Source organism: Saccharothrix sp. NRRL B-16348, from assembly GCF_001280085.1.
GTDB lineage: Bacteria > Actinomycetota > Actinomycetes > Mycobacteriales > Pseudonocardiaceae > Actinosynnema.
The window spans coordinates 36607-55559 of record NZ_LGED01000225.1 but is presented as its reverse complement, the minus strand read 5'-3'; the positions used below and the strand labels follow the sequence as shown (position 1 = coordinate 55559).

Sequence of the window (18953 nt, the reverse complement as noted above, 5' to 3'; positions counted from 1 at the left end):
GTGGCGTTCGCACGGTGTGACACCGGACGCGGTGGTGGGTCATTCGCAGGGCGAGATCGCGGCGGCGGTCGTGGCCGGGGCGTTGTCGCTCGAAGACGGGGCCAGGGTCGTCGCCCTGCGCGCCAAGGCCCTGCGCGAACTCGGCGGACGCGGCGGGATGGTGTCCGTGCCGCTGCCCGTGGCCGAGGTGCGCCCGCTGCTGGAGGACGGCCTGGTCGTCGCGGCGGTCAACGGACCCGCCGCCACCGTGGTCTCCGGCCCGGACGACGCGCTCGACCGGCTCCTCGCGGTGGAGAGCCTGCGGGCCAAGCGCGTGCGGGTCGACTACGCCGGGCACTCGCCGCAGGTGGCCGAGCTGCGCGACGAGCTGCTGACCGCGCTCGCGCCCGTCCGGCCGCGCCCGGCCACGATCCCGTTCTACTCGTCGGTGACCGGCGCCCTGCTCGACACCGCGACCCTGGACGCCGAGTACTGGTACCGCAACACGCGCGAACCGGTCGAGTTCCACCGCGCCGTCGAAGCGGTGGTGGCCGACGGGATCGGCGTGCTGGTGGAGTCCAGCCCGCACCCGGTGCTCACCGCCGCCGCGCCGGACGGCACGGTGGCGCTGGGCACCCTGCGCCGCGACGACGGCGGGCTCGACCGGTTCACCGCCGCGCTGGCGCACGCGCACGTGCACGGCGTGCCGGTGGACTGGCGGCTGCCCGACGGCCCGCCGGTCGACCTGCCGACCTACCCGTTCCAGCGGGAGCGGTACTGGCTGGCGTCCGACGTGGACTACGGCACGCCGTCCGGCCACCCGCTGCTGACCTCGGCCGTGCGCGTGGCCAACGGCGACGGGGTGCTGCTGGCGGGCAGGCTCACCCTGGACGCGCACCCGTGGCTGGCCGACCACGCGGTGCTCGGCGAGCCGTTGGTGCCCGGCGCCGCGCTGGTCGAGCTCGCGGTGCACGCGGGGGAGCAGGTCGGCTGTCCCGTCCTGGCCGAACTCGTGTCCCACGCGCCGCTCCTGGTGCCCGCCGAGGTGCAGCTGGCGGTGGGCGCGCCGGACGACCACGGCCGGCGCGGTGTCACCGTGCACTCCAAGGACGGCGAGGGCTGGACCCTGCACGCCTCCGGCACGCTGACCGCGGAGCACTCGGCGCCGACGGGGTTCGAGTGGCCCGTCGACACCGAACCGGTCGACCTCGACGGCCGGTACGACCGGTTGGCCGACCAGGGCTACCAGTACGGCCCGGCGTTCCGCGGGCTGCTCGCCGCGTGGCGGTCGGGCGACGACCTGTACGGCGACGTGCGGCTGCCGGTGGACGCGGGCCGGTTCGACCCGCACCCGGCGCTGCTGGACGCCGCGCTGCACGTGCTGGACACCCCGGCGGGGCAGGTGCGCGTGCCGTTCTCGTGGAGCGACGTGCGGCTGAGCCGGTCGGGCGCGACCGCGCTGCGGGTCCGGGTGCGGCCGATCGGCGCCGACGAGTACGCGGTCACGGCGGTGGACCACGCGGGCGCGGTCGTCCTCGAAGTCGGGTCGCTGGTGCTGCGCGCGCAGGCCGCCGCGCCGGTGCGGTCGCCGTTGTCGCACGTCGAGTGGGTGCCGTGGGCCCTGCCCGACGCGGACACCGACGCGGACAACGACGTGGACGTCGACGTGCTGGAGGTCGTCGGTGACGGCGACCCGGTCACCGGTGCGCACGCCGCCGCCCGACGCGTGCTGGCGGCGGTGCGCGACCATCTGGCGGGGGACCGGCCGCACCTCGTGGTCGTCACCCGCGGCGCGGTGGGCGACCACGTGACCGACCTCGCCGCGGCGCCCGTCTGGGGCCTGGTCCGCTCGGTGATCGCCGAGCACCCCGGCCGAGTGTCCATTGTGGACACCGACGAGGCCTCGGCCGAACTGGTGCGGCGCGCGGCCGCAGGCGGCGAACCGCAGGTGCTCCTGCGCGCGGGCGAGGCACGGGTGCCGAGGGTGGTGCCGTCGCAGGTGCCGCGCACACCCGACGGCGACTGGCACTGGGACACGACCTCGCGCGGCACGCTGGAGAACCTGGCGCCCGTGCCGGTGGCGCGGCGACCGTTGGCGGCGGGCGAGGTGCGGGTCGAGGTCCGCGCGGCGGGCCTGAACTTCCGGGACGTGCTGATCGGCCTGGACCTCTACCCCGGTGACGACGCCCGGATCGGCGGCGAGGCGGCGGGCGTGGTGGTCGAGGTCGGCGCGGACGTCACCGCGTTCGCGCCCGGCGACCGGGTGATGGGGCTGTTCGCGGGCGGCGCGATGGGCCCGGTGGCGGTCACCGACCACCGGCTGCTCGCGCCCGTGCCGACCGGGTGGACGTTCGCGCAGGCCGGGTCCACCCCCGTGGTGTTCCTGACCGCGTTCTACGGCCTGGTGGACCTGGCGGGCGCCCGGCCCGGCCAGTCCCTGCTGGTGCACGCGGCGACCGGCGGTGTCGGCATGGCCGCGACGCAGCTGGCCCGGCACTGGGGGCTGGAGCTGTACGGCACGGCCAGCCCGCCGAAGTGGCCGGTGCTGCGCGCGCTGGGCTACCCGGAGGAGCGGATCGCGTCGTCGCGGACGCTGGAGTTCGAGCAGCGGTTCGCCGAGGGCGTGGACATCGTCCTCGACTGCCTGGCCGACGAGTTCGTCGACGCGTCGCTGCGGTTGCTGCCGCGCGGCGGCGTGTTCCTGGAGATGGGCAAGGCCGACGTCCGCGACGCCGACGAGGTGGCGCGGCGGCACCCCGGCGTCACCTACCGGGCCTACGACCTGGTCGAGGCCGGGCCGGACCGCATCCGGGACATGTTCGCCGAGCTGGCCGCGTTGTTCGAGGCGGGCGTGCTCACGCCGCTGCCGGTGACCGCGTGGGACCTGCGCCAGGCGCCGGAGGCGTTCCGGTTCCTCGGCCAGGCCAGGCACACCGGCAAGCTCGTGCTCACCGCGCCGCCCGCGTTCGACCCGACCGGGACGGTCCTCGTCACCGGCGGCACGGGCACGCTCGGCGCACTGGTCGCCCGGCACCTGGTCACCGCGCACGGCGTGCGGAAACTGGTGCTGCTCAGTCGCGGCGGCGGGGCGAACCCGCTGGCCGACCTCGACGCCGAGGTCCGGGTCGTCGCCTGTGACGTGACGTCCCGCGACGCGCTCGCGGCCGTGCTCGCCGACATCACCGACCTGACCGCCGTGGTGCACTCGGCGGGCGTGCTCGACGACGGCACGGTCGAGTCGTTGACGCCCGAGCGGCTCGACACCGTGCTGCGGCCGAAGGTGGACGCCGCCTGGCACCTGCACGAGCTGACCCGCGACCGGGAGCTGTCGGCGTTCGTGCTGTTCTCGTCGCTCGCAAGCGTGGTCGGCGGCGCGGGCCAGGCGAACTACGCGGCGGGCAACGCGTTCCTCGACGCGCTGGCCCAGCACCGGCACTCCCTCGGCCTGCCCGCGACGTCGATCGCCTGGGGGCTGTGGGCGCAAGCCAGCGGCCTCACCGGCGGGCTGACCGGCGCCGACCACAGTCGGCTGGTCCGCGGCGGGTTCGCGGTGCTGCCCACCGCGGAGGCGTTGGCGATGTTCGACGCCGCCCTGACCGCCGACCGGGCGCTCGTCGTCGGCGCCAGGGCCACGGCGGCGTCGCCTGCCACGCCGAAGCAGGCGGACGGCAGCGTGCTGGACCTCGTCCGGGCGCACGTCGCCACGGTGCTCGGGCACGGCAGCCCGGACGCGGTGGACGTGCACCGGCCGTTCAAGGACCTCGGGTTCGACTCGCTCACCACCGTCGAGCTGCGCAACCGGCTCGCCGCCGCGACCGGCGAGCGGCTGCCGACGACCCTGGTGTTCGACCACCCGACGCCGCTCGCGCTGGCCGAGCACCTGGCCGGCCGACGCGCGCCGGTCGTCACCGCGCCGGTGGTCGCGCCGACGCAGGAGCCGATCGCGATCGTCGGCATGGCATGCCGGTTCCCCGGCGGCGTGCGGTCGCCGGAAGACCTGTGGCGGCTGGTGGAGGCGGAAGCCGACGTGGTGGGGCCGTTCCCGACCGACCGCGGCTGGGACCTGGCGGGTCTCTTCGACCCCGACCCGGACCGGCCCGGCACCACCTACACCCGCAGCGGTGGCTTCCTCGACGCCGCGACCGCGTTCGACGCCGCGTTCTTCGGCATCTCGCCGCGGGAAGCGCTGGCGATGGACCCGCAGCAGCGGCTGCTGCTGGAGGTGGCGTGGGAGGCGTTCGAACGGGCGGGCATCGACCCGGCCGCCGTGCGCGGCACCGACACCGGCGTGTTCGTCGGCACCAACGGCCAGGACTACTCCGACCTCTGGGTCGGCGACTGGGACACCGTCGAGGGCTACATCGGCACCGGCAACTCCGCCAGCGTGCTGTCCGGGCGGGTCGCCTACGCGTTCGGGCTGGAAGGCCCGGCGGTCACGGTCGACACGGCGTGCTCGGCGTCGTTGGTGTCGCTGCACTGGGCGGCGCAGGCGTTGCGGCGCGGCGACTGCTCGCTCGCCCTCGCGGGCGGCGCCACGGTGATGGCCACCCCCGGCACCTACACCGAGTTCAGCAGGCAGCGCGTGCTGTCCGAGGACGGCCGCTGCAAGTCGTTCTCCGCCGACGCCGACGGCACCGGGTGGGCCGAAGGCGTCGGCCTGCTCGTGGTGGAACGGCTGTCGGACGCGCGCCGCAACGGGCACCCGGTGCTCGCGGTGGTCCGCGGCACGGCGGTCAACCAGGACGGCGCGTCCAACGGCCTGACCGCGCCGAACGGGTTGGCGCAGCAGCGGGTCATCCGGCGGGCGCTGGCCGACGCCGGTCTGCGCCCCGCGGACGTGGACGCGGTCGAGGCGCACGGCACCGGCACCCGGCTCGGCGACCCGATCGAGGCGGGCGCGCTGCTGGCCACCTACGGCCAGGACCGCGCCGAACCGCTGTGGATCGGGTCGCTCAAGTCGAACCTGGGCCACTCCCAGGCCGCGTCCGGCGTCGGCGGCCTGATCAAGATGGTGCAGGCCGTGCACAACGGCGTGCTGCCGCGCACCCTGCACGTCACCGAGCCCACGCCGCAGGTCGACTTCGCGCCCGACACCGTGCAGGTGCTGGCGCAGGCCCGGCCGTGGCCCGAGGTCGACCGGCCGCGCCGGTTCGGCGTGTCGTCGTTCGGCATCAGCGGCACCAACGCGCACGTGATCATCGAGGAGGCGGGCGCCGCGGCCGAACCGCCGCCGGCCGACGACACCCGGCCCGTGGCGTGGGTGCTGTCCGCCAAGGACGACGCGGCCCTGCGAGACCAGGCGCGCCGCCTGCACGACCGGCTCACCGAGCGGCCGGCACGACCGCTGGACGTGGCCTGGTCCTTGGCCGCCACGCGGTCGCACCTGGAGCGCCGGGTCGGGTTCGCCGGCAGCACGGTGGAGAGCCTGCTGGCCCGGCTCGCGGAGGTGGCGGGCGGTGTCGACCACGGCGAGCCCGGCCGGGTGGCGTTCCTGTTCTCCGGGCAGGGCAGCCAACACCCCGGCATGACCCGCGACCTGCGCGCGGCCTACCCGGTGTTCGCGCGGGCGTACGACGAGGTGTGCGCGCACCTGGAGTTCGACACCGACCTGTTCGACACCGACGCGGTGCACGAGACCCGGTACGCGCAGCCGGCGTTGTTCGCGGTCGAGGTGGCGTTGTTCCGGCTGCTGGAGTCGTGGGGCGTGCGGCCGGACTTCCTGGCCGGGCACTCGGTCGGCGAGATCGCCGCCGCGCACGTGGCGGGCGTGCTGTCGCTGGCGGACGCGTGCGCGGTGGTGACCGCGCGCGGACGGCTGATGCAGGAACTGCCCGCCGGTGGCGCGATGGTCGCGATCGCGGCCACCGAGGACGAGGTGCGGCCGCTGCTGTCCGACCGGGTGGGCATCGCCGCGGTCAACGGCCCGCGGTCGGTGGTCGTCTCCGGTGACGAGGCCGCGGTGGAGGCGGTGGCGTCGGCGTTCGACCGCACCACCCGGCTGCGGGTCAGCCACGCGTTCCACTCGCCGCTCGTGGAGCCGATGCTGGAGGCGTTCCGGGCCGTGGTCGAGGGGCTGACGTTCGCGCCGCCGAGCATCCCGGTCGTGTCGACGTTGACCGGCGGGATCGCCGAGTTCGACGCCGACCACTGGGTGCGGCACGCGCGTGAGGCGGTCCGGTTCCACGACGCCGTGGAGGAGCTGGGGCGGCTCGGCGCGCGGACGTTCCTGGAGGTCGGGCCCAGTGGTGCGCTGAGCGCGGCGGGAGGGTTCATCCCCGCGCTGCGCAAGAACCGGCCGGACGAGGAAGCCCTGCTCGGCGCCGTGGCCGAGCTGCACGCGCGCGGCGTCGACGTGGACTGGTCGCGGGTGTACGAGGGTCGCCCGACCCGGCGGGTGGAGCTGCCGACGTACGCGTTCCAGCCCAGGCGGTTCTGGCCCGCGGGCGGCGTGCGGCGGCCCGCGACCGGCGACCACCCGGTGCTGGACACCGTGACCGAGTCGGCGGAGACCGACAGCGTGCTGCTGACCGGGTCGCTGAGCGTCGCGACCCACCCGTGGCTCGGCGACCACCGGGTGTTCGGCGAGGTCGTCGTGCCGGGCACGGCGCTGCTGGAGCTGGCCGCGCACGCCGCGCCGCGCGCCGGGATGGACCGGGTGGCCGAGCTGACCCTGCACCAGCCGCTCGTCGTGCCGGACGGGACGGCGGTGCACGTTCAACTGGTGGTCGGCGCGCCGGACGGACCGGAACGGCCGTTGACGATCTACGCCCGCACCGGGGACGGGGAGTGGTCGCGCCACGCCGCGGGCGTCCTCGCCGCGGGCGGCGCGACGCCGGTACCGCTCGCCGACTGGCCACCCGCCGGCGCCGAGCGCATCGAGGTCGACGACCTGTACGACGACTTCGCGGCCACGGGGCTGGTGCTGGGCGCGGCGTTCCAAGGGCTGCGCGCGGTGTGGCGGCGTGCCGGCGAGGTGTTCGCCGAGGTGTCCGTGGACGACGGCGGCGGGTTCGGGCTGCACCCGGCGCTGTGGGACGCGGCGCAGCACGCGGTCGTGCCCGGCGAGGCCGTGGCGGACGGCTCCGGACGCGCCTTCCTGCCGTTCTCGTGGACCGACGTGGTGCTGCACGGCCGCGGCGCGACCACGCTCCGGGCTCGGCTCACGCCGCTCGGCCCGGACTCGGTGGCGATGGCCCTGGCCGACGGCGCGGGGCAGCCCGTGGCCACCGTGGGTGCGCTGGCGCTGCGCCCGGCCGCCGCGCCCCGACCCCTGTACCGGGTGGAGTGGACGCGGCAACCGGTGCCCGCCGACGTGGTGCGGCACGAGGTGCCGGTGTTCGAGGGGGACGTGCCCGCCGCGGCCCGTGCCGCCACCGCCGACGTGCTGGAGCGGCTGCGCGCGTGGCCCGAGGACCCGCGGTCGGCGGACGCCCGCTTGGCGATCGTGGTGCGCGACGACCTCGCGCACGCGCCGGTGCGCGGCCTCGTCCGAGCCGCCCAGGCCGAGTACCCGGACCGGTTCCTGCTGGTCGACGCGGACGGTGTGGTGGCGCCGAAGTTCGTCGTCACGCCACCCCGGGCCGACGGCGCGCTGCCGCCCGGCACGGTGCTGATCACCGGCGGCACCGGTGCGTTGGGGCAGCTGATCGCCCGGCACCTGGTCGACCGCGACCCGGACCGGCGGGTGGTGCTGGTGAGCCGGCGCGGCGAACCGGTGGCCGGGTTCCCGACGGTGGCCTGCGACGTGTCCGACCGCGCGGCGCTGGCCGCGCTGCTGGACACGATCCCCGACCTGGCCGCCGTCGTGCACGCGGCCGGCGTGCTGGACGACGGCGTGCTGTCCTCGCTCACCCCGGACCGGTTCGACGCCGTGTTCCGGCCCAAGGTGGACGCCGCCTGGCACCTGCACGAGCTGACCCGCGTGCCACTGGTGCTGTTCTCCTCGGCGGCCGGGCTGCTCGGTGGCGCGGGCCAGGCCAACTACGCGGCGGCCAACAGCTTCCTGGACGCGCTCGCCGAGCACCGCCGCGCCCTCGACCTGCCCGCCGTGTCGCTGGCCTGGGGCCTGTGGGACGCCGGCATGGGCGGTGCGCTGTCGGACGCCCAGCGCGACCGGTTGGACCGCGACGGTGTCGCGCCGATCAGCGCGGACGAAGGGCGGGCGCTGTTCGACGCGGCCCTCGGCGCCGGTGACGCCGTGCTGCTGCCGGCCAGGCTGTCGGCGTCGGCGCTGCGGCCACGGGTGGCCAGGGCCGCGCCGGTCGAACGGGACGTCGACCCGTTGACGCTGGTGCGCTCGGCGGTGGCGACCGTGCTCGGCCACGGGTCGGCGGCCGACATCCCGCCGGACCGGCCGTTCACCGACCTGGGCCTCGACTCGTTGGCGGCGGTGGAGATCCGGCGCAGGCTCGACGCGGCCACCGGGCTGCGGCTGTCGTCCACCGCCGTGTTCGACCACCCGAACCCGGTCGCGCTGGCCGAGCACGTCGCCGAGCAGCTGCGCCCGGACACCGCCGCCGCGGCGCTCGCGCAGCTCGACCGGCTGGAGGAGTCGATGGCGGCGCTGGCCGACGACCCGGAGGCGGGCGCGCGGGTGCGGCAGCGGCTGGAGGCGCTGCTCGCCGTGCACGTCTCGCCGGCGGACCGCGTGACCGCGGCGGAGTTGGAGACCGCCGACCTCGACCAGATGCTCGACATCATCGACCAGGAGCTCGGGACCGCCTGATGGCCGACGACGAGAAGATCCTCGACTACCTCAAGCGGCTCACCGCCGACCTGCGGCAGACCAGGCAACGGTTGCGCGACACCGAGGAGCGGGCCAGGGAGCCGATCGCGATCGTCGGCATGGCGTGCCGCTACCCCGGTGACGTGCGGTCGCCGGAAGACCTGTGGCGGCTGCTCGACCAGGGCGGCGACGCGGTGTCGTCGTTCCCGACCGACCGGGGCTGGCCGGCCGCCGACGTGGCCGCGAGCCTCGCCCGGGAGGGCGGGTTCCTGCACGACGCGGCGGACTTCGACCCGATCCCGTTCGACATCAGCCCGCGCGAGGCGTTGAGCATGGACCCGCAGCAGCGGCTGCTGCTGGAGACCGCGTGGGAGGCGATCGAACGCGGCCGGATCGACCACACCACCCTGCGCGGCAGCCGGACCGGCGTGTTCGTCGGCGTGATGTACCACGACTACGCGTCCCGGCTGCCGGAGATCCCCGAGCAGGCGCACGCGTTCCTGGGCACGGGCACGGCGGGTTCCGTCGCGTCCGGCCGCATCTCGTACGTGTTCGGGTTGCAGGGCCCGGCGGTCACGGTGGACACGGCGTGCTCGTCGTCGTTGGTGGCGATGCACCTGGCGGCGCAGGCGTTGCGGCGCGGCGAGTGCTCGTTGGCCCTGGCGGGCGGCGCCACCGTGATGGCCTCGCCCGCGCCGTTCGTGGACTTCAGCAGGCAGCAGGGGCTGGCGGCCGACGGCCGCTGCAAGTCGTTCTCCGCCGACGCGGACGGCACCGGGTGGGCCGAGGGCGCCGGGATGCTGCTGCTGGAACGGCTGTCCGACGCGCGCCGCAACGGCCACCCGGTCTTGGCCGTGCTGCGAGGCAGCGCGGTGAACTCCGACGGCGCGTCCAACGGGCTGACCGCGCCCAACGGCCCGGCGCAGCGGAAGGTGATCGAGCAGGCGCTGGCCGACGCGGACCTGACGGCCCTCGACGTGGACGTGGTCGAGGCGCACGGCACCGGGACGACGCTGGGCGACCCGATCGAGGCGCAGGCCGTCCTGGCGACCTACGGGCAGAACCGCGCGACCCCGCTGTTCCTGGGCTCGCTGAAGTCGAACCTGGGCCACACCCAGGCGGCGGCGGGCGTCGGCGGCGTGATCAAGGTGGTGCAGGCGCTGCGCCACGAGCGGCTGCCCCGCACCCTGCACGCCGACCGACCGAGCCCGCACGTCGACTGGTCGGCGGGCAAGGTGGAACTCCTGACCGAGGCCCGACCGTGGCCGGCTGCCGAGCGGGTTCGGCGGGCGGGGGTGTCGTCGTTCGGGTTCAGCGGCACGAACGCCCACGTGATCGTGGAAGAGGCGCCGACGGTGCCGGCTGTGCCGGCGGACGCGCCCGGGGATGCGGCGGCGGGTGCCGCGGTGGCCAGCGGTGCGGTTGCGCGTGGTGTGGCGGCGGGCGGTGTGGTGGCGGCCGGACCGGCGGCGGGTGCCGTGGTTGCGGGCGGTGTGGTGGCCGGCGGTGTGGCGGCGGGTGGTGCGGTGGGCGCTGAGGTGGCCGGCGGTGCCGTGGTCGTGGTGGAGCGGCCGGTGCCGTGGGTGCTCAGTGCGCGGACCCCGGAAGCGTTGCGCGAGCAGGCCGGGAGGCTGGCGGACCACTTGGCGGCGCACCCGGAGCTGCGCCCGCTCGACGTCGCGTTCTCCCTGCTCACCACCCGGTCCGCGCTGGAGCACCGGGCGGCGTTGACGGACCTCTCCTCGTTCACCGGGGTGGTCGACCGGGCGGCGGCGGGCAAGGTCGCCGTGCTGTTCTCCGGGCAGGGCAGCCAGCGGGCGGGCATGGGGGTCGCGCTGCACGGGCGGTTCCCCGTGTTCGCGGCGGCCTACGACGACCTGCTGGAGCGGTTGGGCATCCGGGACGCGGTGTTCGGCGGCGCGCCGCTGGACCGCACCGACCTCGCCCAGCCAGCGTTGTTCGCGTTGGAAGTCGCGCTGTTCCGGCTGGTCGAGTCGTGGGGGTTGCGGCCGGACTTCCTGGCGGGCCACTCCGTCGGCGAGATCGCCGCCGCGCACGTGTCCGGCGCGCTGTCGCTGGACGACGCCTGCACGCTGGTCACCGCGCGCGGCAGGCTGATGCACGCCCTGCCGCCCGGCGGCGCGATGGTCGCGGTGGCCGCGTCGGAAGCGGACGTCCGGCCCCTGCTCACCGAACGGTCCGCGATCGCCGCCGTCAACGGTCCGAACGCGACGGTCGTGTCCGGCGACGAGGAAGCGCTGGCGGCCTTCACCGGACGGCGGCTGCGGGTCACGCACGCGTTCCACTCGCCGCTGATGGACCCGGTGCTGGACGAGTTCCGCGACGTGCTGGAGCGGCTGGCGCACGGCCGAGCCGGGATCCCGGTCATGTCCACCGTCACCGACGGCCTCGCCGAGTTCTCCGCCGACTACTGGGTCCGCCACGCCCGCGACACGGTGCGCTTCCACGACGCGGTGCGGCGGCTCACCGCCGAAGGCGTCCGGACGTTCCTCGAACTCGGCCCGGACGGCACCCTGACCGCGCTCGCCGACGACGTGACCGTGATCCCCGCGCTGCGCTCCCGCCAACCGGAGCCGGCCGCGGTCGGCTCCGCCGCGGCACGCCTGCACACGCGAGGCGTCGACCTGGACTGGACGGCGTTCTTCGCCGGCACCGGCGCGGTCGCCGTCGACCTGCCCACCTACGCGTTCCAGCGCCGCCGGTTCTGGCTGAGCGAACCCGCCAAGCCCTGGCTGGACGACGGCACCGAGTCCGCCACCTCTGACGACGTGGTGTTCCGCGGCACGATCTCCCCGGCCGACGACCCGTGGCTGACCGACCACGTCGTGGCCGACCAGGCGCTGCTGCCCGGCACGGCGTTCGTGGAACTGGCCCGCCACCTCGGCGCCGACCTCGCCGAGCTGACCCTGGAAGCCCCGCTGCCGCTCGCCGACCGGATCGACGTCCAGGTGGTGCGGACCGGCGACCGCTTCACCGTCCACGCCAAGACCGACGGCACGTGGACCAGGCACGCCTCCGGCACGCTCGGCACGGGCGGGCACCACGAGCCGCCGCACCACTGGCCGCCGCACGACGCCGAGGAGATCGACGTCGCGGACATCTACCGGCGGCTGACCTACGGCCCGGCCTTCCAAGGCCTGCGCGCCGCCTGGCGACGTGACGACGAGGTCTTCGCCGAGGTCGCCCTGCCGGTGGAGCCCGGCCCGTTCGGCGTGCACCCCGCCCTGCTGGACGCCGCCCTGCACGCCGCCGCCGCGACCGACGACGACGTGCTGGTGCCGTTCACCTGGACCGGCGTGACGTGGCACCGCCGGGCGGGCACGACGCTGCGCGTGCGGCTCACCCCGACCGGCGAGCGGGCCGTGGCGCTGGCCGCGTTCACCGACTCCGGCGAGCCGGTGGTGACCGTCGACTCGGTGCTGCTGCGCCCGCCGTCCGGGGTGAAGGACGGTCCCGCGCCGCTGCACGTGGTGACGTGGCGGCGCGGCGAGCGGGTCGAGCCGGACGTCGTGATCGACGAGACCGACGTGCACGCCGCGGTCCTTCGGGCGCTCGACCTGGCCGCCTCGGGCACGCGGCTCGTCGTGGACACCCGCGACGACCTGGCCGGCGCGGCGGCACGCGGGCTGCTCCGGTCGGCGCGGTCCGAGGACCCCGGCCGGATCGTGGTGCTCACCGAAGGCCACGAGTCCGTGCTCGACCTGACCCGCGTGCGACCGGGTGAGGCCGCGTCTCCGTTCGGGCCCGACAGCACGGTCCTGATCACCGGTGGCACCGGCGCCCTCGGCCTGCTGGTCGCCCGGCACCTCGTCGCCGCGCACGGCGTCCGCCGCCTGGTCCTCGCCTCCCGGCGGGGCGGCCCGGCGCCGGACCTGGACGCCGACGTCACCGTGGTGGCCTGCGACGTGGCGGACCGGGCGCAGCTGGCGGACCTGCTCGCCCGGCACCCGGTGACCGCCGTGGTGCACTGCGCCGCCGTGCTGGACGACGGCGTGATCGCCGCGCTCACCCCGGACCGGGTGCGGAACGTGCTGCGGCCCAAGGTGGACGCCGCCTGGCACCTGCACGAGCTGACCGACGTGCCGCTGGTGTTCTTCTCCTCGATCGCCGGTGTCCTCGGAGGTCCGGGCCAGGGCAACTACGCGGCGGCCAACGCCTACCTGGACGCGTTGGCCGAGCACCGCCGCGCTCAGGGGCTCCCGGCGATCTCGCTGGCCTGGGGACCGTGGACGGCGGGCCTGGCGGGCGAGCTGGACGCGGCCGCGTTGCGCCGCATGGCATCGGCGGGACTGCGGCCGGTGTCCGAGGCGGTCGGCCTGGCGTCGTTCGACGCGGCGCTGACCGTGGACGCGCCGGTCGTCGCACCGGTGCGGGTCGACCGGAGGCCGACGCGGCAGCCCACCCGGCCACCGCGCGAACGCGACGTGGCGGACCTGGTGCGGGCGGAAGTGGCCGCCGTCCTGGGTTACGACGAGGTCGAGGACACGCGGTCGTTCGCCGAGCTGGGTTTCGACTCGCTCACCGCGGTGGAGCTGCGCAACCGGCTCACCGAGGCCACCGGGCGGCGGCTGCCCGCCGGCCTGGTGTTCGACTACCCGACCCCGGCCGCGCTCATCGCGCACCTGCGCGGCGGTGACGTGGTCGAGGACGTGCCCGCGCCGACGCCGACCGCGGACGACCCGGTGGTGATCGTCGCGATGGCGTGCCGCTACCCCGGTGGCGTGCGGTCGCCGGAAGACCTGTGGCGGCTGCTCGAACGGGGTGGCGACGCGGTGTCGGCGTTCCCGACCGACCGCGGCTGGCACGAGACCGGCGAGGGCGGCTTCCTGGACGGCGCCGCCGACTTCGACCCGGCGTTCTTCGGCATCTCGCCGCGCGAGGCGCTGGCCATGGACCCGCAGCAGCGGCTGCTGCTGGAGACGTCGTGGGAGCTGTTCGAACGGGCCGGGATCGTGCCGGAGTCGTTGCGCGGCAGCCGCACCGGCGTGTTCGCGGGCGTGATGTACCACGACTACGGCTCACGGGTCGGCGACGTGCCCGACGACCTCGACGCCTACCTCGGCAGCGGCAGTTCGGGCAGCGTGGCGTCCGGGCGGGTGTCCTACGTGTTCGGCTTGGAAGGACCGGCCGTCACGGTGGACACGGCGTGCTCGTCGTCGCTGGTCGCCCTGCACCTGGCCGCCCAGGCGTTGCGCGCGGGGGAGTGCACGCTCGCCATCGCGGGCGGCGTCACGGTGATGTCCACACCGGACACGTTCACCCGGTTCCGGCGGCAGGGCGGCCTGGCCGCGGACGGTCGCTGCAAACCGTTCTCCGCCGCCGCCGACGGCACCGGCTGGTCCGAGGGCATCGGGCTGCTGCTGGTCGAACGGCTGTCGGACGCGCGCCGCCACGGCCACCCCGTGCTCGCCGTGGTGAAGGGGAGCGCGGTCAACCAGGACGGCGCGTCCAACGGCCTCACCGCGCCCAACGGACCGGCGCAGCAGCGGGTGATCCGGCAGGCGCTGGCCCGCGCCGGCCTGTCGGCCTCCGACGTGGACGTGGTGGAGGCGCACGGCACCGGCACCCGCCTCGGCGACCCGATCGAGGCACAGGCGCTGCTGGAGACCTACGGCCAGGACCGCGACACACCGCTGCTGCTGGGCGCGGTGAAGTCCAACCTGGGGCACACGCAGGCCGCCGCCGGTGTCGCGGGCGTGATCAAGGTGGTGCAGGCGATGCGACACGGCGTGCTGCCCGCGACCCTGCACGTCGGCGCCCCGTCGCCCGAGGTCGACTGGTCGGCCGGTGCGGTGGAGCTGCTGACCGGGGTGACGCCGTGGCCCGGGCGCGACCGACCCCGGCGGGCCGGTGTGTCGTCGTTCGGCATCTCCGGCACGAACGCCCACGTAATCCTGGAGCAGGTGGCCGAAGACCCCGTGCCGCTGGCTGAAGATCCCGCGCCCGTCGTGGTGCCGTGGGTGTTGTCCGGCCGCACGCCCGAAGCGGTGCTGGAGCAGGCGGCACGACTGCGTGACCACGTCCTCGACCGGCGCCCGTCCGCCGTCGCGATCGGCCGGGCGCTGGCCACCACGCGGCAGCCCTTCGCCCACCGGGCCGCCGTGGTCGGCGACCCGGTGTCCCTGGTGGCCGCGCTCGACTCGGTCACCGTGGAGCGGGCGGAGCCGGGCAAGGTCGCGTTCGTCTTCGCGGGCCAAGGCGCGCAACGCGTCGACATGGCCCGGGAGCTGCGCGCGGCGTTCCCGGTGTTCGCCGACGCGTTCGACGAGGTGCGGGCCGAGGTGGACCGCCACCTCGCCCGGCCGTTGGACGACGTGCTCGGCACCGAGGACGTGCACCGCACCGAGTTCGCCCAGCCCGGCCTGTTCGCGGTGGAGGTGGCGCTGGCCCGGCTCTGGGAGTCGTGGGGCGTGCGGCCGGACTTCGTGGTCGGCCACTCGGTCGGCGAGTTCGCCGCCGCGCACGTGGCGGGCGTGCTGTCCCTGGCCGACGCCGCCGCCCTGGTGTCCGCCCGCGGCCGGCTGATGCAGGGCCTGCCCGGCGGCGGCGCGATGGCCGTGCTGAGCGCGGCGGAGGCCGAGGTCGTGCCGCTGCTCGCCGACGGGGTGGTCATCGCGGCCGTCAACGGACCGCGGGCGACCGTCGTGTCCGGCGACGAGGACGCGGTGGAGGCGTTGATCGCCGCCCTCGGCCGCAAGGCGACCCGGCTCAAGGTCAGCCACGCCTTCCACTCACCGCACGTCGACCCGGTCCTGGCGCGGTTCCACGACCTCGCCGACGCGGTGGACTTCCGGCCGCCGACCGTCCCGGTCGTGTCCACTCTCACCGGCAAGCCCGCCACCGACGAGCTGCGCACCGCCGAGTACTGGACCCGGCAGTTGCGGGAACCGGTGCGGTTCGCCGACGCGCTCGCCCACCTCGACCTGGAGGGCGCGACCCGGCTGGTCGACCTCGGACCGACCGACCCGGCGGCCGTCACCGCCGCCCTGGCGAAGCTGCACGTGCGGGGCGTGGACGTGGACTGGGCAGCGTTCTTCCCGGCGACCGCGCCGGTCGACCTGCCGACCTACCCGTTCCGGCGGGAGCGGTTCTGGCTCGACGCCGACGACACCGCGGTGACCGCCGGGTTCGACGAGCCGTGGTGGGCCGACCACGTGGTGGACGGCCGGGTGCTGCTGCCCGGCGCCGCCGTGGTGGACCTGGCGCTGCGCGCGGGCCCGGTGGCCGAGCTGACCCTCGACCGGCCGATCGTGCTGCCCGCGCGGGTGCGGATGTCCGTCCAGGACGGCGCCGTCCGGTACGCGGTCGACGGTCGGCCGCACGCGACGAGCCGGGTCGGCACACCGGGCCCGGCGCCCGCGCCGCTGACCGAGTGGCCGCCCGCCGGCGCGACCGAGCTGGACGTGACGGGGTTCTACGACCGGGCCGCCGACCTCGGCCTGCGCTACGGGCCGGCGTTCCGAGGGCTCGCGCGGGCGTGGCGGCGTGACGACGAGGTGTTCGCCGAGATCCGGACACCGGTGGACGCGTTCGCGGTGGGGTTGGACGCCGCCCTGCACGCCACCGCGCTGGTGCTCGACACCGGCCAGGCGCTCGTGCCCCACACGTGGCACGACGTGCGGCGGCACGGCGAGGGCCGGGTCGCGAGGGTCCGGCTGCGCGCCACCGCACCGGACGCGATCGGCCTCGACCTCGCCGACGAGCACGGCGCGCCGGTGGCGACGGTCGGTTCGCTGACGTTGCGGCCCTTGCCCGTCGACCTGCCCCTGCACCGGGTGGAGCTGCGGCCGACCCCGTCGCGCGGCCCGGCCGTCGGCGACTTCGCGATCGTGGAGCTGGACGAGCGGTCCACGGTGGTGGACGTGCTGGAGCTGGTGCGCTCGGCGACCGGTCGGCTCGTCGTCGTCACCAAGGGCGGGTTGGCGCACGCGCCGGCGGTCGGGCTGCTGCGGTCCGCCGCCACCGAGCACCCCGGCCGGTTCACCGTGGTGCAGACCGACGGCAGCGTGCCGCTGTCGGACGCGATCGGCTTGGGGGAGAAGGAAGTCGTCGTGCGCGACGGCGCACTGCTGACCCCTCGACTGGTGCCCGCGACGCCGGCCGCGCCGACCCGCTTCACCGGCACGGTCCTGATCACCGGCGGCGCGGGCGCGCTGGGCCGTGCGCTGGGCGCGCACCTACTGCGGGCGCACGACGTGGACCGGGTGGTGCTGGCCAGTCGCGGCGGGACCGCGCCGGACGGCATGACCGGTGTGCGGTGCGACGTGACCGACCGCGAGCAGGTCGCGGAGCTGCTGGCGTCGCTGCCCGACCTCACGGCGGTCGTGCACGCCGCCGGTGTGCTGGACGACGGCCTGGTCGAGTCCCTGACGCCGGAACGGCTCCGGCGCGTGCTCGCACCGAAGGTCGACGGCGCGCGGCACCTGCACGAGCTGACGGACGTGCCGCTGATCCTGTTCTCGTCCGCGGCGGGCGTGCTCGGCGCGCCGGGCCAGGCGAACTACGCCGCCGCCAACGCCTACCTCGACGCGCTGGCCCACCACCGGCGGGCGAGCGGACTGCCCGCGGTGTCGTTGGCCTGGGGTCCCTGGGACATCGGGATGGCCGCGGACCGCGACCGGCTCGCGCGCACCGGCATCGCACCGCTCACCACCCGCGAGGGTCTGGCGGTGTTCGACCGCGCGTTGGCCGCGCCCGAGGCCGTGCTGGTGCCGCTGCGCCGGACCGAGGCGCTCCCGGTCGACCGGGAGCGGACCGACGAGGACGGGCTCACCGCGGTGCGCCGGATCGTGGGCGAGGTGCTCGGCCACCGCGAGCCCGTGCCCGCCGACGCGGAGCTGGCCGACCTCGGGTTCGACTCGCTCACGTCGGTGGAGCTGCGCAACCGGCTCGCCGCCGCGACCGGGCTGGAGCTGTCGCCGACGGTGGCGTTCGAACACCCCACGGTCGCCGCGCTGGCCGCCCACCTGGCCGGGGAACAGGCGCCGGCACCCGCCGCGGACGGCGTGGCGGCGTTGTTCGAGCAGGCCCGCGCGGCCGGTCGGGTCATGTTGGGGATGGAGCTGGTGCGGGTCGCGTCACGGCTGCGGCCCACGTTCACCTCCGCCGAACCGCCGCCGTCGATCCAGCTGGCCCGCGGTCCGGGCGCACCCGCGCTGCTGTGCTTCCCGGCCGTGGTGGCGTTGTCCGGCGCGCACCAGTACGCGCGGTTCGCCGAGCACCTGCGCGGCCTGCGGGACGTGACCGTGCTGCCCCAGCCGGGTTTCCGACCCGGCGAGCCCCTGCCCGCCACCGTGGAGGCCGTGGTCGAGACCCAGGTGGCGGCGGTGCGCGCGCACGGCGGCCCGGTGGCGCTGCTCGGCTACTCGTCCGGCGGCTGGGTCGCGCACGCGGTCGCGCGCCGCCTGGCCGAGCTGGACACGCCGGCGAGCGCCGTGGTGCTGCTGGACACCTACGTGCAGCACGAGATGACGCCCGAGCTGGCCGAGGAGTTCGTGGCCGGCCTGTTCGCCCGCCGCACGGACACCGACGCCGACTCGCTCACCGCGATGGGCGGCTACTTCGAGGTGTTCGGCGCCTGGACGCCGGAACCCCTCGCCACACCCACCCTGTTCCTCCGGGCCGAGATCGCGCTGGCGGACCGGCCCGCGTCCTGGGCCGCCGCGCACGAGTTCCGCACCGTGCCCGGCGACCACTTCACGATCGTCCAGGACCACGCCGAATCGACCGCGTCCACCATCCACGACTGGCTCACCACACTGAAGGAGTCCGAATGACCGACGTGACGCCCGACCGGGTCACCGCCGCCTACGCCGCCCTCCTGACCGGCGACCGCGCCAAGATCACCGAGTACTGGTCGGAGGACGTGCGGTTCCACGCGCCCGGCCAGCACCGGTTCGCCGGCTGGCACGAGGGCCTGGACTCGTTCCTGGAGTACATGACCGGCGTGTACGTGGCGTCCGGCGGCTCGTGGCGCACCGACGTGCTGCACTCGATCATCGACGGCGAGCACTCGGTGGAGCTGGTGAAGGTGCACGCCGTGCGGGCGGGCGCGAAGCCGGACAGCACGTCGCCGTTCGACGTCCTCGACATCACCGGCGCGCAGGTCATGCGCTGGGAGGACGGCAAGGTCGTGGAAGGCACGGCCGGCTACTTCGGCGACGGCGCGACCAACGCCAACCAGTGGTGGTCGCCGGTGGGCCCGGACGGCGTCCGCCGCGACACCTGA

The 18953-nt window shown here is 75.7% G+C and carries 3 protein-coding genes; all 3 read left to right on the top strand.

Annotated features, from left to right (window positions below; translation table 11 throughout):
• The coding region (locus ADK67_RS33340) for a type I polyketide synthase (protein WP_157621043.1) at nucleotides 1-8704 on the top strand (8704 nt) is incomplete at its 5' end.
• The gene (locus ADK67_RS54040) at nucleotides 8704-18501 is read left to right on the top strand and encodes a type I polyketide synthase (protein WP_053720539.1); all 9798 of its coding nucleotides are present in this window, start codon (nucleotides 8704-8706) and stop codon (nucleotides 18499-18501) included. The genes ADK67_RS33340 and ADK67_RS54040, both read left to right, overlap by 1 nt.
• Nucleotides 18498-18953, top strand: coding sequence for a nuclear transport factor 2 family protein (locus ADK67_RS33330; RefSeq protein WP_053720538.1), 456 nt, complete (start codon nucleotides 18498-18500; stop codon nucleotides 18951-18953). The genes ADK67_RS54040 and ADK67_RS33330 overlap by 4 nt, the downstream gene beginning before the upstream one ends.

What these genes read in the sequence shown, in the direction of transcription:
- ADK67_RS54040 (WP_053720539.1), top strand. Translation starts at nt 8,704, where the DNA reads ATGGCCGACGACGAGAAGATCCTCGACTACCTCAAGCGGCTCACCGCC.
- ADK67_RS33330 (WP_053720538.1), top strand. Translation starts at nt 18,498, where the DNA reads ATGACCGACGTGACGCCCGACCGGGTCACCGCCGCCTACGCCGCCCTC.